This is a genomic window from Pedobacter humicola, from assembly GCF_056490705.1.
In genome coordinates this window covers 86,515-101,163 of sequence record NZ_JBWJIG010000008.1, presented here as the reverse complement: position 1 = coordinate 101,163, position 14,649 = coordinate 86,515, and the positions used below count along the sequence as shown (strand labels likewise).

The window sequence follows — 14,649 nt, the reverse complement described above, 5'->3', positions numbered from 1 at the left end:
TTATTCTTCATGCAATGCAATAGCAGGATGGATACCAGCAGCCTGTTTACCGGGGTAAAACGAACAGAACAAAACCAATAGATAAATGAAAACCACCGATAACAGCATCGCAATAAAATAAGCACTTGTAGGAATATTAAAAACACTTAGTAATGGGAATTGAATGGCAAAAAAACAGCCTACGATTAACGAGATGGTGGCCAGGATCATCGCTTCCATTACCAGTTGAGCGGAAACTGCCCGGCCACTTGCGCCAATAGCCCTGCGCAGCCCGATTTCTCCCTTTCTTTTATTGATATTGTACCATAATACGCCAAATAAGCCCAGTGCCACATTGATAATCAGGAAAGTGGCGATGATGATGAAAATGACCATTGGAATGATGGTCTCTTCATTCTTCGAGTCGCGCATTTCATCTAAATGCTGTATTTCCACTGCATTTTTTACTGCATTTGCCATAAATTTGTACAACTTGCTTTCGAAAGTGGCATCAGCATTTTCGTGCACTTTGATTAAAATGTTGTGGTTGTATTTGAAAAAACCGGTATCTGTAGGGTTAAAAATAGCACTACCGGCAGGTAAAAAATCACCACTAGCTTTAATGTCTTGCACCACTCCAATTACTTTTAACTTTTCTTTATCATCATAATTGCCGATCAGTTTGCCAGTTGCTTTCGCATTTCCAAAAATCTGCTTCTTAAGTGTTTCATTGATCACGATATTGCCATTCTTGCTAACGGCATCTTCCGGTAAAAACCACCGGCCTTCCAATAAGGATATATTCCATACTTTTTTGTAATCGGTTCCAATCGTATAATTGGCTATATAATTGAACTTTTTGCCATTGTGTGTTAAACCCGTACTCATAAAAGAATCAGAATAGGGAAAGTTAGAACCAGAGTAGGCAACTTCTGCTATTTGAGGCATTGATTTTAACGTTTTATGAAGGTTATCGTAGAAAATTTTCAACGAATCCTTATTTTTGGTTAGCGCTCCATTATCGTATTTGATAGACCAAACCCTTTTGTAATCAAAGCCCAATGGTTTGCTGTAATTCTGGTAGTAATAGGTGAGGAAGGAAAAAACCGCAAAGATTACCAAAAAGGAAATCAGGATTTCGGAAAGAAACAGGAAATTCTGTTTCCGTTTGTTCCATATCAACTTAAATAAGTGTTTAAACATAATGATATCTTTTAGGTGGTTATTGTGCTTTAAGTGCGTTGACAACATTTAATTTGGACATTCTCCAGGCAGGGTAAACGCCAGAAATTAATCCAAAAAATATGCAGGCAATCAAACTGTAAAATAACACGGTTAAATTGATGCTGAGGCGCATATTAGAAATGAAATTTGCGCCATTGATTAGGTAAATCACAATTACAGAAAGCACTATCCCAATTATTCCACCCAGAAAAGTAAGGATCATATTTTCTACAATAAACTGGTAAACCAGGGTTTTTGAGGATGCCCCAAATGCCTTGCGCACCCCAATTTCCGACGAACGCTCCATAATCCTGGTGATATTGATGTTGACCAGGTTAATGGTTGGCAAAAGCAAAAACAGCAGAACAAACAGACTGACGATCGAGATCACTTTTGTTAGGCCGTTATTTGATCCATCACCAGCAATCCGCCTGGTTATACTGGCGAAAAACGGATCAGCGTTGCTGTATATTTTATCGAAATCTTTAGGAATGGGTACTCTCTTTAGCATCTGGTCGTACTCCTTTTTCATTTTAGGTACATCAGCCTCACTTTTAGCCAGCAATACGGCATTATAGCCACCCATCAAATCATTGTCTTTGTAATCTTTCGAAATGGTATAGGGGAGGTACATGTCGCCCGAAAAATTGTGAAGGGTCTTCGACACATTTCCAACCACACCAATTACCCTGTAGTTGATGTTGTCAGCAGAAATATATTTGCCGATTACAGATTTGGCATCGCCGAAATAAGCTTTTTTTGTTTCTTCAGAAATTACCGCAATCAATTCTGCATTGTCTATTTCTCTTTGCTGGTAAGGTTTGCCCTCTAAGAATTTGTATTCCAGTACATTCCAGTAATCGGCGTTGGTGTATTTATATTCGATTACGAGTTTTTTATTGTTTACATAAGCATTAGAGGCCTTTGCATCTGATGATATGCCCATTTTTTGTACTGTTTTTAAGGTAGAAACATAGTGTTCGAAAAAATAGAAAGAAACATTACTTCTGTTCATCCAGCCTTCTTTGGTATTTTTATATTCCATTGTGGTGACATACAGCGAACGGGCTCTTTTATAATCCGGATAATCGGGACTTAAAATTTTATCCATAAAAGCAGTTGCAACCATTAAAATGGTAAGCGTAAAGCTGATTCCGAACAGGCTGATGAAGGTGAAGAACTTTCTCCGCTTCAATACAGCTATGGCTATTTTAAAGTAGTTTTTTAGCATAACCCGGGCTTATTGAACTTGTGAACCATCGAACAAACGCACCAGGCGGTGTGTTTTGTGTGCCATACTTTCATCATGTGTAACCATTACAATCGTAGTGCCTTCATTTTTATTCAGATTGATCAGGATATCCATGATTTCATTCCCCATGGCACTATCCAGATTTCCGGTCGGCTCATCGGCCAGAATAATCTGTGGATTGCCTACAATGGCTCTTGCGATGGCTACGCGCTGCCGCTGGCCACCCGAAAGCTGTGTGGGGAAATGTTTTAACCTGTTGCTTAATCCAACTTTTTCTAAAGCAGCCGTGGCGAGCATTTTACGTTCCTTGGCTGATGAAGTGCGGTACAAGAGTGGCAACTCCACATTGTCCAAAACCCGCAGATCATTGATCAGATGGTAACTTTGAAAAATAAAACCCAGTTTCTGATTCCTGAATTTTGCCAGTTTTTGATCGGACAACTGGCTGATGTCCTGCTCATCAATTTTAATATTCCCTTTTGAAGGCTCATCTAGCAAACCCATAATATTGAGCAGCGTACTTTTACCACAGCCTGATGGCCCCATGATGGAAAGAAACTCACCCCTGGCAATATTAAGGCTGATCCCGTTAACGGCAAGGGTTTCCACGGTATCGGTCCGGTAAACTTTTTCGATATTGTGTAAGTGTATCATAATGTATAATTAGTAATTAAGATTTATTTATAGGTTATTTTTCTGTTTTTTTCGAAATCGTAAAGGGAGAGGTAACGGAGTTGATAGTATGCCCCCCAGAAATCCCGGAGTGACGAAACATAATCGCGTTTTGCCCTGTCATTTTCCTGAAAGGCAATACTGAGATCGGTAATGCTCAGGTTACCCAAAACATAACGTTCGCTGGCTATTTTGTACTTTTCGGCAGCAATCTTTTCGGCCTCATCCGTGAGCAGGATCTGCTCTTTCATCATGTTAAAAAGCGTTACCTGTGTTACAATCTGCTGTTTAAAAGTCTGTTTGTCCTGCTCAACGGAATAGCTGACCAATTGCTCATTGGCCTGTGCCGTTTTGGTCCGTGATTTAGATCTGCCCCAATCCATTACAGGAATAGAAAGCTGGATTTCCACCGATTGCTGGTTTTTAGGTGAACGGTAAATGTCGAATGCACTGTTTGCTGCATTGGAGAAACCAAGGTTGGCCCTTAATGTAGCGGTTAAACCATTTTCACCTTTTGCTTTTGCCACATCTCTTTTTGCTTCGGCCAAACGGCGGATAAATCCAATGGCATCCGAACGGTTTTCAAAAGCCTCGGCAAGTACCTTTTCGGTAATTACAGTCATCTGTGCCACTACCGCCGGCATATCCAGTTTAATCCTGTCGTCGCCTTCAATACCAGTATAACTCCGTAGGTTTAATGTTGCAATTTCTACGTCACGTTTGGCTGTCCCAACTGATTTTTGGGCATTTAAAACTTCTAACTGAAGCTGCAGGATTTCATTTTTAGAGATTTTGCCCAATTCAAATTTGGTATCGGCAATGGTTAGAATGCGTTTGGTGTTAGCATAATTTAAGTCGGCAATGTTCAGGTTAACCTGTGCAAGTAATAAATCGAAAAAATATTCCGTAACCGTAATGGCTATTTTTTCCTGTGTTTCGATAAAAACCTGTTTACTCTCGTTAAATTTTAGGGGTTCGATTTTTTTATCCCATTTTAGCTTGTTAAACTGGAGTAGGGGCTGAGTATAGCCAATACCATAAGGAATGCCGTTGTACAGCACACTGTTCCTGTCGAAATCGTCAAAACGCTGTAGCTGGGTGGTTCCATAAATTGTTCCGCCTGTAGCTGCAATACTTTGGGTAAAATTTAAGGTTAACGACGAGTTATCATAATGTACGGGTTGAAAGAGGATGGTTCCATTTGGTTGTTGAACCTGTGTATAACTTTTGGTATAGCCTGGCAAAATACCTTCTAAGGCCAACTGGGGTTGATAGTTAGATTTAAACGTGCGCCATTCCCAGTATTTGGTTTCCTTTACGGTGATGGCCTGTTTTGCGGCAATAGAGTTTGCCTTGGCCATTTCTACCACCTGTTGCAAGCTTAACTTCAGGGTATCTGTTTTAGGCGACGAAAAAGCTAGCAGACCATACATCATCAGCAAGCTAAAAAGTGAAAATTTCCGTGCCATAATTTTAATTGCTGATGGTGATGGTTTTGGTGTTTTTATAATCGCCCATGTCTGATGTGATGACTTCATCACCTGCTTTCAGCCCACTTAAAATTTCTACATAATCGAAATTACTTAAGCCTGTTTTTACTGATCTACGTTCTGCATTCCCGTTTTTCAATACGAAAACATCCTGAATATTAGATCCATTGAACGCAGGGCCATTGGCAATCCGTAGAACATCATTTCGGGTGGCGGTAACTAAAAAAACATCAACCTTTTGGTTTGGACGTAGTTCCTTACTGTCTTTTTGGTTTAATTGAATATCGAAAGAAACAATGGCATTGCTTACCGCTGGCGAAATGTTTACAATAGATCCGCGCAGTTGGGCATCGCCTATGCGGATAATTGCGGTCATGTGGTTATGGATTTTATCCAATAGATTGTCAGACATACTCCCTGCGACTTTAAATCCGCTTAAATCAGCAATTCTAACCAAAGCATCGCCCTCGTGTACGCTCGATCCTATGTTTTTATTTACCCAGGTAATTACGCCAGGTCTTGTTGCAATTACCTCAGCCAGATCTAGTTTTCGTTTTAAAGCATCCAGATCGTTTCTTTGAATGGCCAGGGCAATTTCAGCTTCCCTAATCTCGATCTTCATGGTTTGCTGTTTGCTTTTGATCTCATTTTCCAACTGAAGTTTTTCCAGTTCGGCAACTTTCAGGTTGAGTTCGGCAGCTTCTACATCTTCTTTGGTTCCTCCACCTGCTTTTAATAATCTTTTTGCTGAAGAAACCGCGTCTTTGAGATTGCTGATCCGCAATTGTTTGATACTGTTGGTTGATTTGATGTCGAAAAAACTCTTCTCCAGATCCAGTTTCAGCTTTCTGATTTCATTTTCCTTGGATTCCATCTGGAACTGAAGCTTGCCGTAATCGGTTTCACTCAACGATTTATCAAGCGATAAAATGGATTGTCCTTTTTTAACTTTATTACCGGCATCCATCAGTACCGCTTTGATGGAAGCATTAATAGGGCTTGTTAAAACCTCCTCAAATTCGGGCAGCACTTCGCCGGTTGCATTAATGGTATTTTCGATTATCCCGGTTTCTACCTTCGCGGTAGTAATATCGGCCCTGGTTAACGATGGGTTGAAATAAAACCGTACCAACCCAATGGCAGTGGCCAGTACGATGATTATTGAAAAAATTAAGAGATAAGTTTTCTTTTTCCTTTTCGATGAAACTTCTTCTTCGATGAGTTTGTCCATTTAAATATTTTTGGACAAAGCTTTACAATAGAAATGCCATTGTTAAATATTTGATAGTCAGAGTTTTATTGTTATGTTGAAAATCGAAAATGCCCGATATCGAACATCTTGTTTGGTATCGAACAAAAAAGGGTAGGGAAAAGAAAAAGGTAGGTGATCCTGTATATATGCCAATCGTTACAGCAGACTGGTTTTCTGCAATTGGTATATCATTCCAGTTATTCCATAAAAAAAGCCATCTACAATATTGTAATGGCTGGAGCTAAGCGTACATTGGTCGGAGATCAATTGTACCTGAGATTCATGAATGTAAACCGATTATTTGTTCAACTGTACCAATGATTGAACCGTTGAAATTCCTGAAATTTTATCAACGTTCGGCAGACGCATTTTAGCTACATTATTCTCCACGTTTAAAGATGGATTATGGGTTTTTGCAAGCGCAGCGATATCTCTGGTTGTAGTAGATAACATCTTTAACGATAACAAGAATAAACGTTCATTTTGGAAATCAACATTAGATTTCTCACTGTAGCAATACTGAACACTATCCAATAAAACCAGTTTTTCTGTAATTTGCGCCAGTGCTTCATCTGATAGGTTTAAGCCCTGTATTCCGATAACGCGGTTATTTTTTACATAATAATCAAGTCCATTAAAAGTGATAATGGTTAAATTATTCCTGTTAATAATATATTCGGCTTTGGGTAAATTACCGTGCTTACGGTTTTTGTTAAATTCATTTCTTTGGGAAGCTAATCTTTCGATCATATCGTTCCCGTTTAATTTTTCAATATTCTCAAAAAGAGTTGCCTGTTTGTTTTGGTTTTGGGCCAACACCTGGATTGATGTTGAAGATATTGAGGCGATTAAAATAAATAAAAAAGAGGTTGATTTTGCAATTTTCATGTTACAAAGATAAAGCTTAAAAAACTATTTTTAAACTTTTTGTAGTTTTAATATTACAGTTTTAAATTGTTTTTGGAATTTTTCTGATGATAAAAATCAACATTTTAACAACTTCATTATTTTTTGACCTAGGAAGCAGGTTGACGGAGGTATTTTTAGGAAAAAAGGGATTTGATAATTGGAATTTAATTTTAAGTTAATAGCTGTCCGATAGCTTATTTTTTTGCAATAAATTCCTTTAACTGAAAAAGTATTTTATATATATTTATATGTAAACTATTCAAGGCGAAAAAGAATGAAATATTTAAGTTTTTTGATCATGCTGATGTTTCTAATGTCGTGCAGGAAAGATGAAACAGTAAAATCTGCAGACCAGCTGATTGGCAAATGGGAGTTGGTCTCTTCTTCAGGTGGGATTGCGGGCACCACCATCAATTACTCGGGAGGCAGTGGCAACACTGTAGAATTTAATGGATCATCGTTTAAAGAGATGAGGGACAATAAGCTGATGAGGTCAGGAACTTATACCACGAAAAGGCAAATCAGCATGCTTTCACAAGAAGAAGGAGACGAATTGGTTTATGAAGGTATTCAACAAAGATTTTTTTTCAGTATTTCTGATAGCCAGCTTTCAATTTACCACGATGTTAATGATGGTTTCAGCAATCAGTATCAAAGGATAAATTAGCATTTTAGGGGATATGCATTATTCCATATAAAAAGTTTAGAATAATGCCTGGTATTCAATTTAATCAGCTGCTTATGGAGATTTTTTTATTGTTCTGCAATGAATGTTAAATATCCTGTTTTTAACGCAACGTTAATATCCGGTTTATATACCAGCCTTACTTTTGTCATGTAAAATATTTGGTTAGTATTATACAGGTTTAGTTAGTTGATAAGAAAAGGCTGCAATGGATATTGTAGCCTTTTTAATTTTACAATGCTCAGGGCTCATTTATAAAAAAAAATAGATTTTATTTGTTTATAAATGAATATTCATTTAGTTTTGTTGCGTTATTTAGCTTATGAGGACAAGGGATATCAATAAAGAACAAATGGTAAAGCAAAAAGCCATCGAAACCATTGTAAAATATGGCTTGGAAGGCTTTACGATAAATAAACTGGCGAAAGCCTGTGGCATATCAGTGGGTACACCTTATGTTTATTATAAAGATAAAGATGATCTGATTGTTAAAATCGTGACGGAAGAGGGGGCAAGGATGGAAGAAGCGATGCTCCGTAATTTTGATCCGGAGGCTTCGCTTGAAGATGGCTTACGGGTACAATGGCAGAACCGCTTTGATTATATGATTGAAAACCCGTTGATTGGACAGTTTTTCGATCAGATTAACAGTTCGACTTACCAGGATCAGTTTTTGAAACTTTTTAATGGTGGCAAGGCTGGTTTTATGACCAAATTTAAAGAGGATATTAGTGGATTTCTCCACAATGTGGTAAAACGTGGCGAAATGGACGAGATGCCCTTTGAGGTATATTGGTCGGTAGCTTATTCGCCCTTATATTCTTTGATGCGTTTTCACCAGCGGGGCCAGAGTGTTGGTGGTAAACCCTTTAAAATTACCGATGAGATACTTTGGGCGGCGTTTGACCGTGTTATTAAGGCTTTAAAAAATTAAAGCTTTTTTTTAAGGCTTATTATTAAATAATTATTCATTTATGAATGGAAAATTTTGATCATATATTATTATTCAAAACCAATCTGGAAGCTGCAGATCATATTCAGCTAAGAGAAATTTTTAACAAAGAAGGGATAGCAGAGTGGAACGTTGATCTTGATGATGAAGACCGTGTGCTTCGCATTATATCTACCAGGATAAACCATGCCTTCGTGATCCAATTAATTACCGCTTACGGCTTTGAATGCTGTGAGTTAACCTAAAATAGAAATGAAAAACAAACAAGATATCATCCCTTTTACACGATACCAAAAGATTGTGATTTTTATACTGGCCATAACCCAGTTTACCGTTATACTCGATTTTATGATCATGTCGCCATTGGGCGATATGTTAATGAAATCGCTCGACCTTAAACCTGCAGCCTTTGGCGTGGCCGTATCGGCCTATGCTTTTAGCGCAGGGATCTCGGGTTTACTTACAGCGGGTTTTGCCGACAAATTCGACCGCAAAAAACTATTGATCTTTTTTTACTCCGGTTTTATTCTGGGCACCGTGCTCTGTGGTCTGGCGAATACCTATCCTTTATTATTGGCCGCACGGATTATTACGGGTTTGTTTGGTGGGGTGATCGGATCGATCTCCATGGCGATTATCGCCGATCTTTTTGCCCTGCAACAGCGTGGCAGGGTAATGGGCTTTGTACAATTGGGTTTTGGTGCCAGTCAGGTATTGGGTATTCCTATCGGGATTTATGTGGCCAATGCCTGGGGCTGGGAATCCCCTTTCTTAATGACCGCCGGACTGGCATTTATTATTGCTATTGTAATCGCTACTCAATTGAAACCCGTTACGCAGCACCTTTTGGTCCAACATGATCAGTCGGCGCTTAAGCACTTATGGCGTACTGTTGCCAAGCGGGATTACCGCATCGGATTTGCCGCAACCGCAGTTTTATCTGTAGGTGGTTTTATGATGATGCCCTTTGGCAGTGCCTTTGCCGTTAATAACCTGGGGATTACCAATGCAGAGCTGCCTGTACTCTTTATGACTTCTGGTATAAGCTCATTGGTGATTATGCCGCTTATCGGCAGATTGAGTGATAAGGTAAGTAAATTTAAGCTTTTTACCGTTGCTACCATTTGGTTGATGATCATTTGTATACTCTATACCAATTTATCTACAACACCTTTTTACCTGGTACTTACCTTTAATGTATTGATGATGATGGGCATGCTTAGCCGGATGGTACCTTCGAGCGCACTAACCAGTGCCGTGCCGGATATGGCCGATCGTGGTGCATTTATGAGTATCAATGCATCATTGCAGCAAATTGCGGGCGGTGTGGCTGCTGCTGTAGCAGGAATGATCGTGGTGCAAAAAACTAAATTCAGTCCTTTAGCACATTATGATATTGTGGGCTATGTAGTAGTTGGTGTATCGGCACTAAGTATATTTTTACTTTATCGCGTAAGCCAGATTATTGCTAAAAAATATACAGATCAAGCATCCGTACCTGAAGAAGTAGTGCTCAGTGAGGGCATTTAACCAATCATCTCCGGTAATTTTTTTTTGACATGGTTAATTTATCAATTATGCCTTATCTGTTTAAGTTGTAGAAGATCAGGCTTTATCATCGGAAAAGCAAGGCTTAAATTGTTAAAAGAAAATGATTAATTGATGTGGATGCTTCATTGTGAATAAAATTATTAGTTTTGCGGTCCGTTTATTGTAGATCGGAAAGAATATATTTAATAACGGGTGGTCTATCATCCTATTAGAAAGAAAACATTATGGACAAATTTAAAGAAGTACAAGAGCTGATCGCTTCGGTTGAAGCAGATGTAACCAAGTTTTATGATGGCGGAAATGCAGCTGCTGGTACACGTGTACGTAAAGCAATGCAAGACCTTAAAGTTTTAGCTCAGGATATCAGAGCTGAAGTAACAGAAAAAAAGAATAGCGCGAAATAGTAAATTTATTGCGTTTTGGGAAAAACAAAGCCTCCAGCCTTTAGCTGGGGGCTTTTTGTTTTATATGCAAAACCGTAAAGGGTAAAATGTAGAAGCCCCTATTGTATTAAAGTAGTTAGCTAGTTTAACCTAAACACAAATTCCTTTATCTTGTAAACGCAAAATTTAAGGGCTTGATAAAAGCTGTTAAGTTTAAAATGGCCTTTTAAACCTAATCCGAGATACATCATGATTAAAAGATTACTCTACTTGTTTTTATTATTGGTTTCATATTCCGCTTTTTCACAGGAGACCATACGTACCTACCTTTCGGGGACAGATAAAGACCATACCAAACAATGGGATTTTTATTGTACAGATGGCCGCAGGAGTGAGGTGTGGACTAAAATTCCGGTGCCTTCTAATTGGGAGCTACAAGGTTTTGGAAGTTATAATTACGGACATGATAAAGACAAGGCGAAAGAGCAGGGGATTTACCGTTATGAATTTCCAACGGGGAAGGTAGACGGGAAAAAAGTATATCTTGTTTTCGAAGGCGCAATGACCGATACCAGGGTTACGGTGAATGGCAAACTTGCAGGAGAGGTACATCAGGGCGGGTTTTATCGTTTTAAATATGATATTACTGCTTTATTAAAACCAGAAGGCAGGAATAAGCTGGAAGTTACGGTAGATAAAATGTCGGCCAACGCCTCTATCAACAATGCCGAAAGGAAGAGTGATTTTTGGGTTTTCGGTGGTATTTTCAGACCAGTATACCTCGAAACCGTTCCGGATAAATTTATCGAAAGGGTAGCCGTTAACGCCAAAGCTGATGGTTCTTTTCAGCTCGATGTGTATGGCCAGAACTTAGGGGCCAGCGATATGATCGAAGCCCAGGTAAAGAAATTAAACGGCGAAAATGTAGGCAAACCCTTCTCAATCAAAGCCAGTCTGAAGGATAGCACACAAACGCTAAGGGCCACTTTCTCACATCCCGCATTATGGAGTTCAGAATTTCCCAATCTGTACCAGGTGGTGGTGAGGCTGAAAAGGCAACAAAAAACATTACACGAAGTAAAACAAAAATTTGGTTTCCGAACGCTTGAGGTACGCAATGGTGATGGCTTTTATGTGAATGGCGTTAAAATCCTGTTAAAGGGCGTAAACCGACACAGTTTCTGGCCTGAAACAGGGCGTACGTTAAGCAAAGCTGTGCATTTAATGGATGTAAAGCTGATGAAGGAAATGAATATGAATGCCGTTCGTATGTCGCATTATCCACCTGATGCCGAATTTTTGGATGTCTGCGATTCTTTGGGTTTATATGTAATCAACGAACTTACGGGCTGGCAGGCCAAATACGACAATACCGTTGGACATAGACTGGTGAAGGAACTCGTCATCAGAGATGTGAATCACCCTTCGATTATTTTTTGGGCCAATGGTAACGAGGGCGGTTTTAATACCGATCTCGATCACGATTATGCCATGTACGATCCGCAAAAACGTACCGTAATCCATCCCTGGGAGAAATTTAACGGAACCGATACCAAACATTATCCCGATTATAATTATATGGTGAAGGCCGCTACCTCAGGTAAGGAAGTTTTCTTCCCAACCGAATTTATGCATGCACTTTACGATGGTGGTGCCGGTGCCGCTTTAGATGATTTCTGGAACCAGATGATGCTCCATCCGCACGGTGCGGGTGGTTTTATCTGGGCCCTGGTTGATGAAAATGTGATCAGAACCGACAAAAACGGTATATACGATGGCGATGGAAACCATGCGCCTGATGGGATTGTTGGCCCTCACCGCGAAAAGGAGGGAAGTTTTTATGCGGTAAAAGAAATATGGTCGCCGGTTTTTGTCGATCTTCCAAAAATAGATGAAAATTTTAACGGTAAAGTTTCCATCGCCAACAGGTTCAGTTTTACCAGTTTAAATCAATGTACTTTCAAATGGAAGCTGGTCAATTTCCCTTCCGCTAAGGATGTAGCAACAAAACCAATAGTGAGTGCAAGCGGATCTGCCAAATCAAACCTAAAACCCGGTACAAAAGGGATCCTCGATCTGCCATTGCCAAAATCGTGGGCACAGAGCGATGCCTTGTATTTAACAGCTTATGGTCCCGATCAAAAGGAGATATTTACCTGGAGCTGGCCGGTTAAAGCCGCTCAATTCATTGCTCAAAAGCAGGCCACTTCCTCGTCCGGTTCGGCCATAACCACTGAAGAAAAAGATCAGTTACTATTGGTTAAACAGGATGGCAATACCTATTATTTCGATAAAACTACCGGTTATATTGCGAAAGTAGTGAAACCCAATGCCACCATTTCGCTATCAAAAGGCCCTCTATTGGCAGGCGTAAATACCACATTGAAAAATTTCACCTTTAATGCCGAGGGGCAAAAATATAGTGTGGAATCGGATTACCAAGGCGCTGGTCGTTTACATGCGAAGTGGACATTCGAACCCGGGAAATTAGTTAAACTCGAATACCAGTTTAGCCAACAGGGTGATGCTGATTTTATGGGCATTACCTTTGATTATCCGGAGGAAAAAATCACCGGAATGAAATACCTCGGCCGTGGACCATACCGTGTTTGGAAAAACAGGTTAAAGGGTCAGCAATTTGGTGTTTGGCATAAAGATTATAACAATACCATTACGGGTGAAACCTGGGGCTATCCGGAATTTAAGGGTTACCACGCTGAAGTCAACTGGGTGGTGGTCGAAAATAAGGAAGCGCCGTTTAGGGTTTATACTCCCGATCAGGACACTTACCTGCAGATGTACCGTCCGGCGCGCGAGGCCGCTGCATTAAGCAACAACAATGTAGAACCTGCTTTCCCCGATGGAAGTATCGGTTTTTTAAAAGGCATAAGTGCCATTGGTACCAAGTTTCAGTCGGCCTTAGCAATGGGCCCGCAAAGCCAGAAGAACAAAACAGATGGCAAAACCTTTAGCGGCACCCTGCTTTTCGACTTTATCCATTAAACACAACAATTAAAACCGATAATGAAAAAAATATCATCCCATCATACTGTTACCAGATTATTTTCGATGCGCACTACTGGCATATTCTCAGTCATGCTAATTTTATCAATGCCTGCCTTGGCACAAAAGAAAGCTGCAAATAAAAAGGCAGAAATTCCGGCAATTTCAGTGGGGGTACAGATAGTGGCCTCGAATATACAGGCACCTACGGCAATCGTTTTCCCGGATAATGAAGAGGCCTGGATTACCGAACAGTCGGGCAAAATCAGGGTTGTAAAGCAAGGAAAACTATGGGAAGAACCTTTAATCGATCTGAAAGATAAACTGGTTAAACTCAATAATGGTTACGAAGAACGCGGTCTGCTTGGAATCGCATTGCACCCGGCATTTAAAACGAACAAAAAAGTATACCTCTATTACAGCGTTCCTTCTGTTCAAAAGTCTAACCATACCGGTGTGCTGGCAGAATATAAACTGGCTGAAGGTGGAAGTAAAATAGATAGGGCAAGCGAACGTATCATTTTAACCATAGAAGAACCCGACGGAAACCACAATGGCGGCTGTTTGCAGTTTGGACCTGATGGATATCTGTATGTTTCTTTTGGAGATGGTGGTGGCCAGGGAGATGAACATGGTAAAATCGGCAACGGACAGGATATGAACACCTGGCATGGTAAAATATTGAGGATCGACATCAATACCGATTCGGGTTATAAAGTACCGAAAGACAATCCATTTGTGGATAAAACCGAGGTTAAACCTGAGATATGGGCCTATGGTTTCAGAAACCCATGGCGCTTTTCTTTTGATAAGGCTTCAGGACAGTTATTTGCAGGAGATGTTGGCCAGTCTGCCTGGGAAGAAGTAGACATCGTAAAAAAAGGCGGCAATTATGGCTGGCGCTTAATGGAGGGCACACATTGTTATCATCCTGATAAGGGTTGCGAAATTAAGGAAATGATTGCGCCCATTGCGGAGTATCATCATAGCGAAGGTGTTTCGGTAACAGGAGGGTATGTGTACAACGGAAGTAAAAATCCGCAGATCAAGGGCAAATATATCTTTGCGGATTGGACCGGAAAGGGTTATTATCTCCAACAGGCCGGAAGCAAATGGACCAGGGGTAAATTATCTTTCACCCATATTGCCGATAACGCTAAAATAACTGCTTTTGGCGAAGATCCATCTGGCGAACTATACGTGTTAACCAATACCGACACCGGTCCTGAAAACAAAAATGGCACAGTTTACCGCATCATTAAAAATTAAATTAAGCTGTTGTAATTTTAAAGAACTG

General features: G+C 39.9%; 13 protein-coding genes. 7 read left to right on the top strand and 6 right to left on the bottom strand.

Annotated features, from left to right (window positions below):
* From AC04Q1_RS14190 to AC04Q1_RS14165, 6 genes are all read right to left on the bottom strand, one after another.
* Entirely contained in the window at positions 1 to 1,182 is a 1,182-nt protein-coding gene (locus AC04Q1_RS14190) for an ABC transporter permease (protein ID WP_478365245.1), read from the bottom strand.
* A 19-nt stretch (positions 1,183 to 1,201) separates the two neighbouring features.
* Positions 1,202 to 2,434 carry an ABC transporter permease gene (locus AC04Q1_RS14185; RefSeq protein WP_478365244.1) on the bottom strand — a complete coding sequence of 411 codons (1,233 nt, stop codon included), beginning with the start codon at positions 2,432 to 2,434 and terminating at the stop codon, positions 1,202 to 1,204.
* Positions 2,435 to 2,443: 9 nt separating this feature from the next.
* Positions 2,444 to 3,109 carry an ABC transporter ATP-binding protein gene (locus tag AC04Q1_RS14180; protein WP_478365243.1) on the bottom strand — a complete coding sequence of 222 codons (666 nt, stop codon included), beginning with the start codon at positions 3,107 to 3,109 and terminating at the stop codon, positions 2,444 to 2,446.
* A 23-nt stretch (positions 3,110 to 3,132) separates the two neighbouring features.
* Positions 3,133 to 4,596 carry a TolC family protein gene (locus tag AC04Q1_RS14175; protein ID WP_478365242.1) on the bottom strand — a complete coding sequence of 488 codons (1,464 nt, stop codon included), beginning with the start codon at positions 4,594 to 4,596 and terminating at the stop codon, positions 3,133 to 3,135.
* 4 nt (positions 4,597 to 4,600) lie between these two features.
* Positions 4,601 to 5,848 (bottom strand): efflux RND transporter periplasmic adaptor subunit, encoded by a 1,248-nt coding sequence (locus AC04Q1_RS14170; protein ID WP_478365241.1) that lies wholly within the window; start codon positions 5,846 to 5,848, stop codon positions 4,601 to 4,603.
* A gap of 318 nt (positions 5,849 to 6,166) precedes the next feature.
* A complete protein-coding gene (locus AC04Q1_RS14165) occupies positions 6,167 to 6,757 on the bottom strand; it encodes a hypothetical protein (protein WP_478365240.1) in 591 nt (196 codons plus the stop codon).
* Between the two features lie 295 nt (positions 6,758 to 7,052).
* Between AC04Q1_RS14165 and AC04Q1_RS14160 the strand changes: the two genes are divergently transcribed.
* The 7 genes from AC04Q1_RS14160 to AC04Q1_RS14130 all read left to right on the top strand — a co-directional run bounded on the left by AC04Q1_RS14160 (position 7,053) and on the right by AC04Q1_RS14130 (position 14,621).
* Positions 7,053 to 7,445: a hypothetical protein gene (locus AC04Q1_RS14160; RefSeq protein ID WP_478365239.1), complete on the top strand. Its 393-nt coding sequence runs from the start codon at positions 7,053 to 7,055 to the stop codon at positions 7,443 to 7,445.
* A 370-nt stretch (positions 7,446 to 7,815) separates the two neighbouring features.
* Entirely contained in the window at positions 7,816 to 8,397 is a 582-nt protein-coding gene (locus tag AC04Q1_RS14155) for a TetR/AcrR family transcriptional regulator (protein WP_478365238.1), read from the top strand.
* A 44-nt stretch (positions 8,398 to 8,441) separates the two neighbouring features.
* On the top strand, positions 8,442 to 8,660 hold the full coding sequence (locus AC04Q1_RS14150; protein WP_478365237.1) for a hypothetical protein: 219 nt from the start codon (positions 8,442 to 8,444) through the stop codon (positions 8,658 to 8,660).
* 7 nt (positions 8,661 to 8,667) lie between these two features.
* Positions 8,668 to 9,945: an MFS transporter gene (locus tag AC04Q1_RS14145; protein ID WP_478365236.1), complete on the top strand. Its 1,278-nt coding sequence runs from the start codon at positions 8,668 to 8,670 to the stop codon at positions 9,943 to 9,945.
* A gap of 245 nt (positions 9,946 to 10,190) precedes the next feature.
* Positions 10,191 to 10,370: a histone H1 gene (locus AC04Q1_RS14140; protein WP_478365235.1), complete on the top strand. Its 180-nt coding sequence runs from the start codon at positions 10,191 to 10,193 to the stop codon at positions 10,368 to 10,370.
* A 228-nt stretch (positions 10,371 to 10,598) separates the two neighbouring features.
* Complete coding sequence (locus AC04Q1_RS14135; RefSeq protein WP_478365234.1) at positions 10,599 to 13,352, top strand: glycoside hydrolase family 2 protein; 2,754 nt, start codon at positions 10,599 to 10,601, stop codon at positions 13,350 to 13,352.
* Positions 13,353 to 13,373: 21 nt separating this feature from the next.
* Positions 13,374 to 14,621, top strand: a complete 1,248-nt coding sequence (locus AC04Q1_RS14130; protein WP_478365233.1) for a PQQ-dependent sugar dehydrogenase — start codon at positions 13,374 to 13,376, stop codon at positions 14,619 to 14,621.
* Positions 14,622 to 14,649: the final 28 nt, after the last annotated feature.

Excerpts from the sequence above, each read along its gene's own strand:
- AC04Q1_RS14190 (WP_478365245.1), bottom strand. The coding sequence starts at position 1,182 with ATGTTTAAACACTTATTTAAGTTGATATGGAACAAACGGAAACAGAAT.
- AC04Q1_RS14185 (WP_478365244.1), bottom strand. The coding sequence starts at position 2,434 with ATGCTAAAAAACTACTTTAAAATAGCCATAGCTGTATTGAAGCGGAGA.
- AC04Q1_RS14180 (WP_478365243.1), bottom strand. The coding sequence starts at position 3,109 with ATGATACACTTACACAATATCGAAAAAGTTTACCGGACCGATACCGTG.
- AC04Q1_RS14175 (WP_478365242.1), bottom strand. The coding sequence starts at position 4,596 with ATGGCACGGAAATTTTCACTTTTTAGCTTGCTGATGATGTATGGTCTG.
- AC04Q1_RS14170 (WP_478365241.1), bottom strand. The coding sequence starts at position 5,848 with ATGGACAAACTCATCGAAGAAGAAGTTTCATCGAAAAGGAAAAAGAAA.
- AC04Q1_RS14165 (WP_478365240.1), bottom strand. The coding sequence starts at position 6,757 with ATGAAAATTGCAAAATCAACCTCTTTTTTATTTATTTTAATCGCCTCA.
- AC04Q1_RS14160 (WP_478365239.1), top strand. The coding sequence starts at position 7,053 with ATGAAATATTTAAGTTTTTTGATCATGCTGATGTTTCTAATGTCGTGC.
- AC04Q1_RS14155 (WP_478365238.1), top strand. The coding sequence starts at position 7,816 with ATGGTAAAGCAAAAAGCCATCGAAACCATTGTAAAATATGGCTTGGAA.
- AC04Q1_RS14150 (WP_478365237.1), top strand. The coding sequence starts at position 8,442 with ATGGAAAATTTTGATCATATATTATTATTCAAAACCAATCTGGAAGCT.
- AC04Q1_RS14145 (WP_478365236.1), top strand. The coding sequence starts at position 8,668 with ATGAAAAACAAACAAGATATCATCCCTTTTACACGATACCAAAAGATT.
- AC04Q1_RS14140 (WP_478365235.1), top strand. The coding sequence starts at position 10,191 with ATGGACAAATTTAAAGAAGTACAAGAGCTGATCGCTTCGGTTGAAGCA.
- AC04Q1_RS14135 (WP_478365234.1), top strand. The coding sequence starts at position 10,599 with ATGATTAAAAGATTACTCTACTTGTTTTTATTATTGGTTTCATATTCC.
- AC04Q1_RS14130 (WP_478365233.1), top strand. The coding sequence starts at position 13,374 with ATGAAAAAAATATCATCCCATCATACTGTTACCAGATTATTTTCGATG.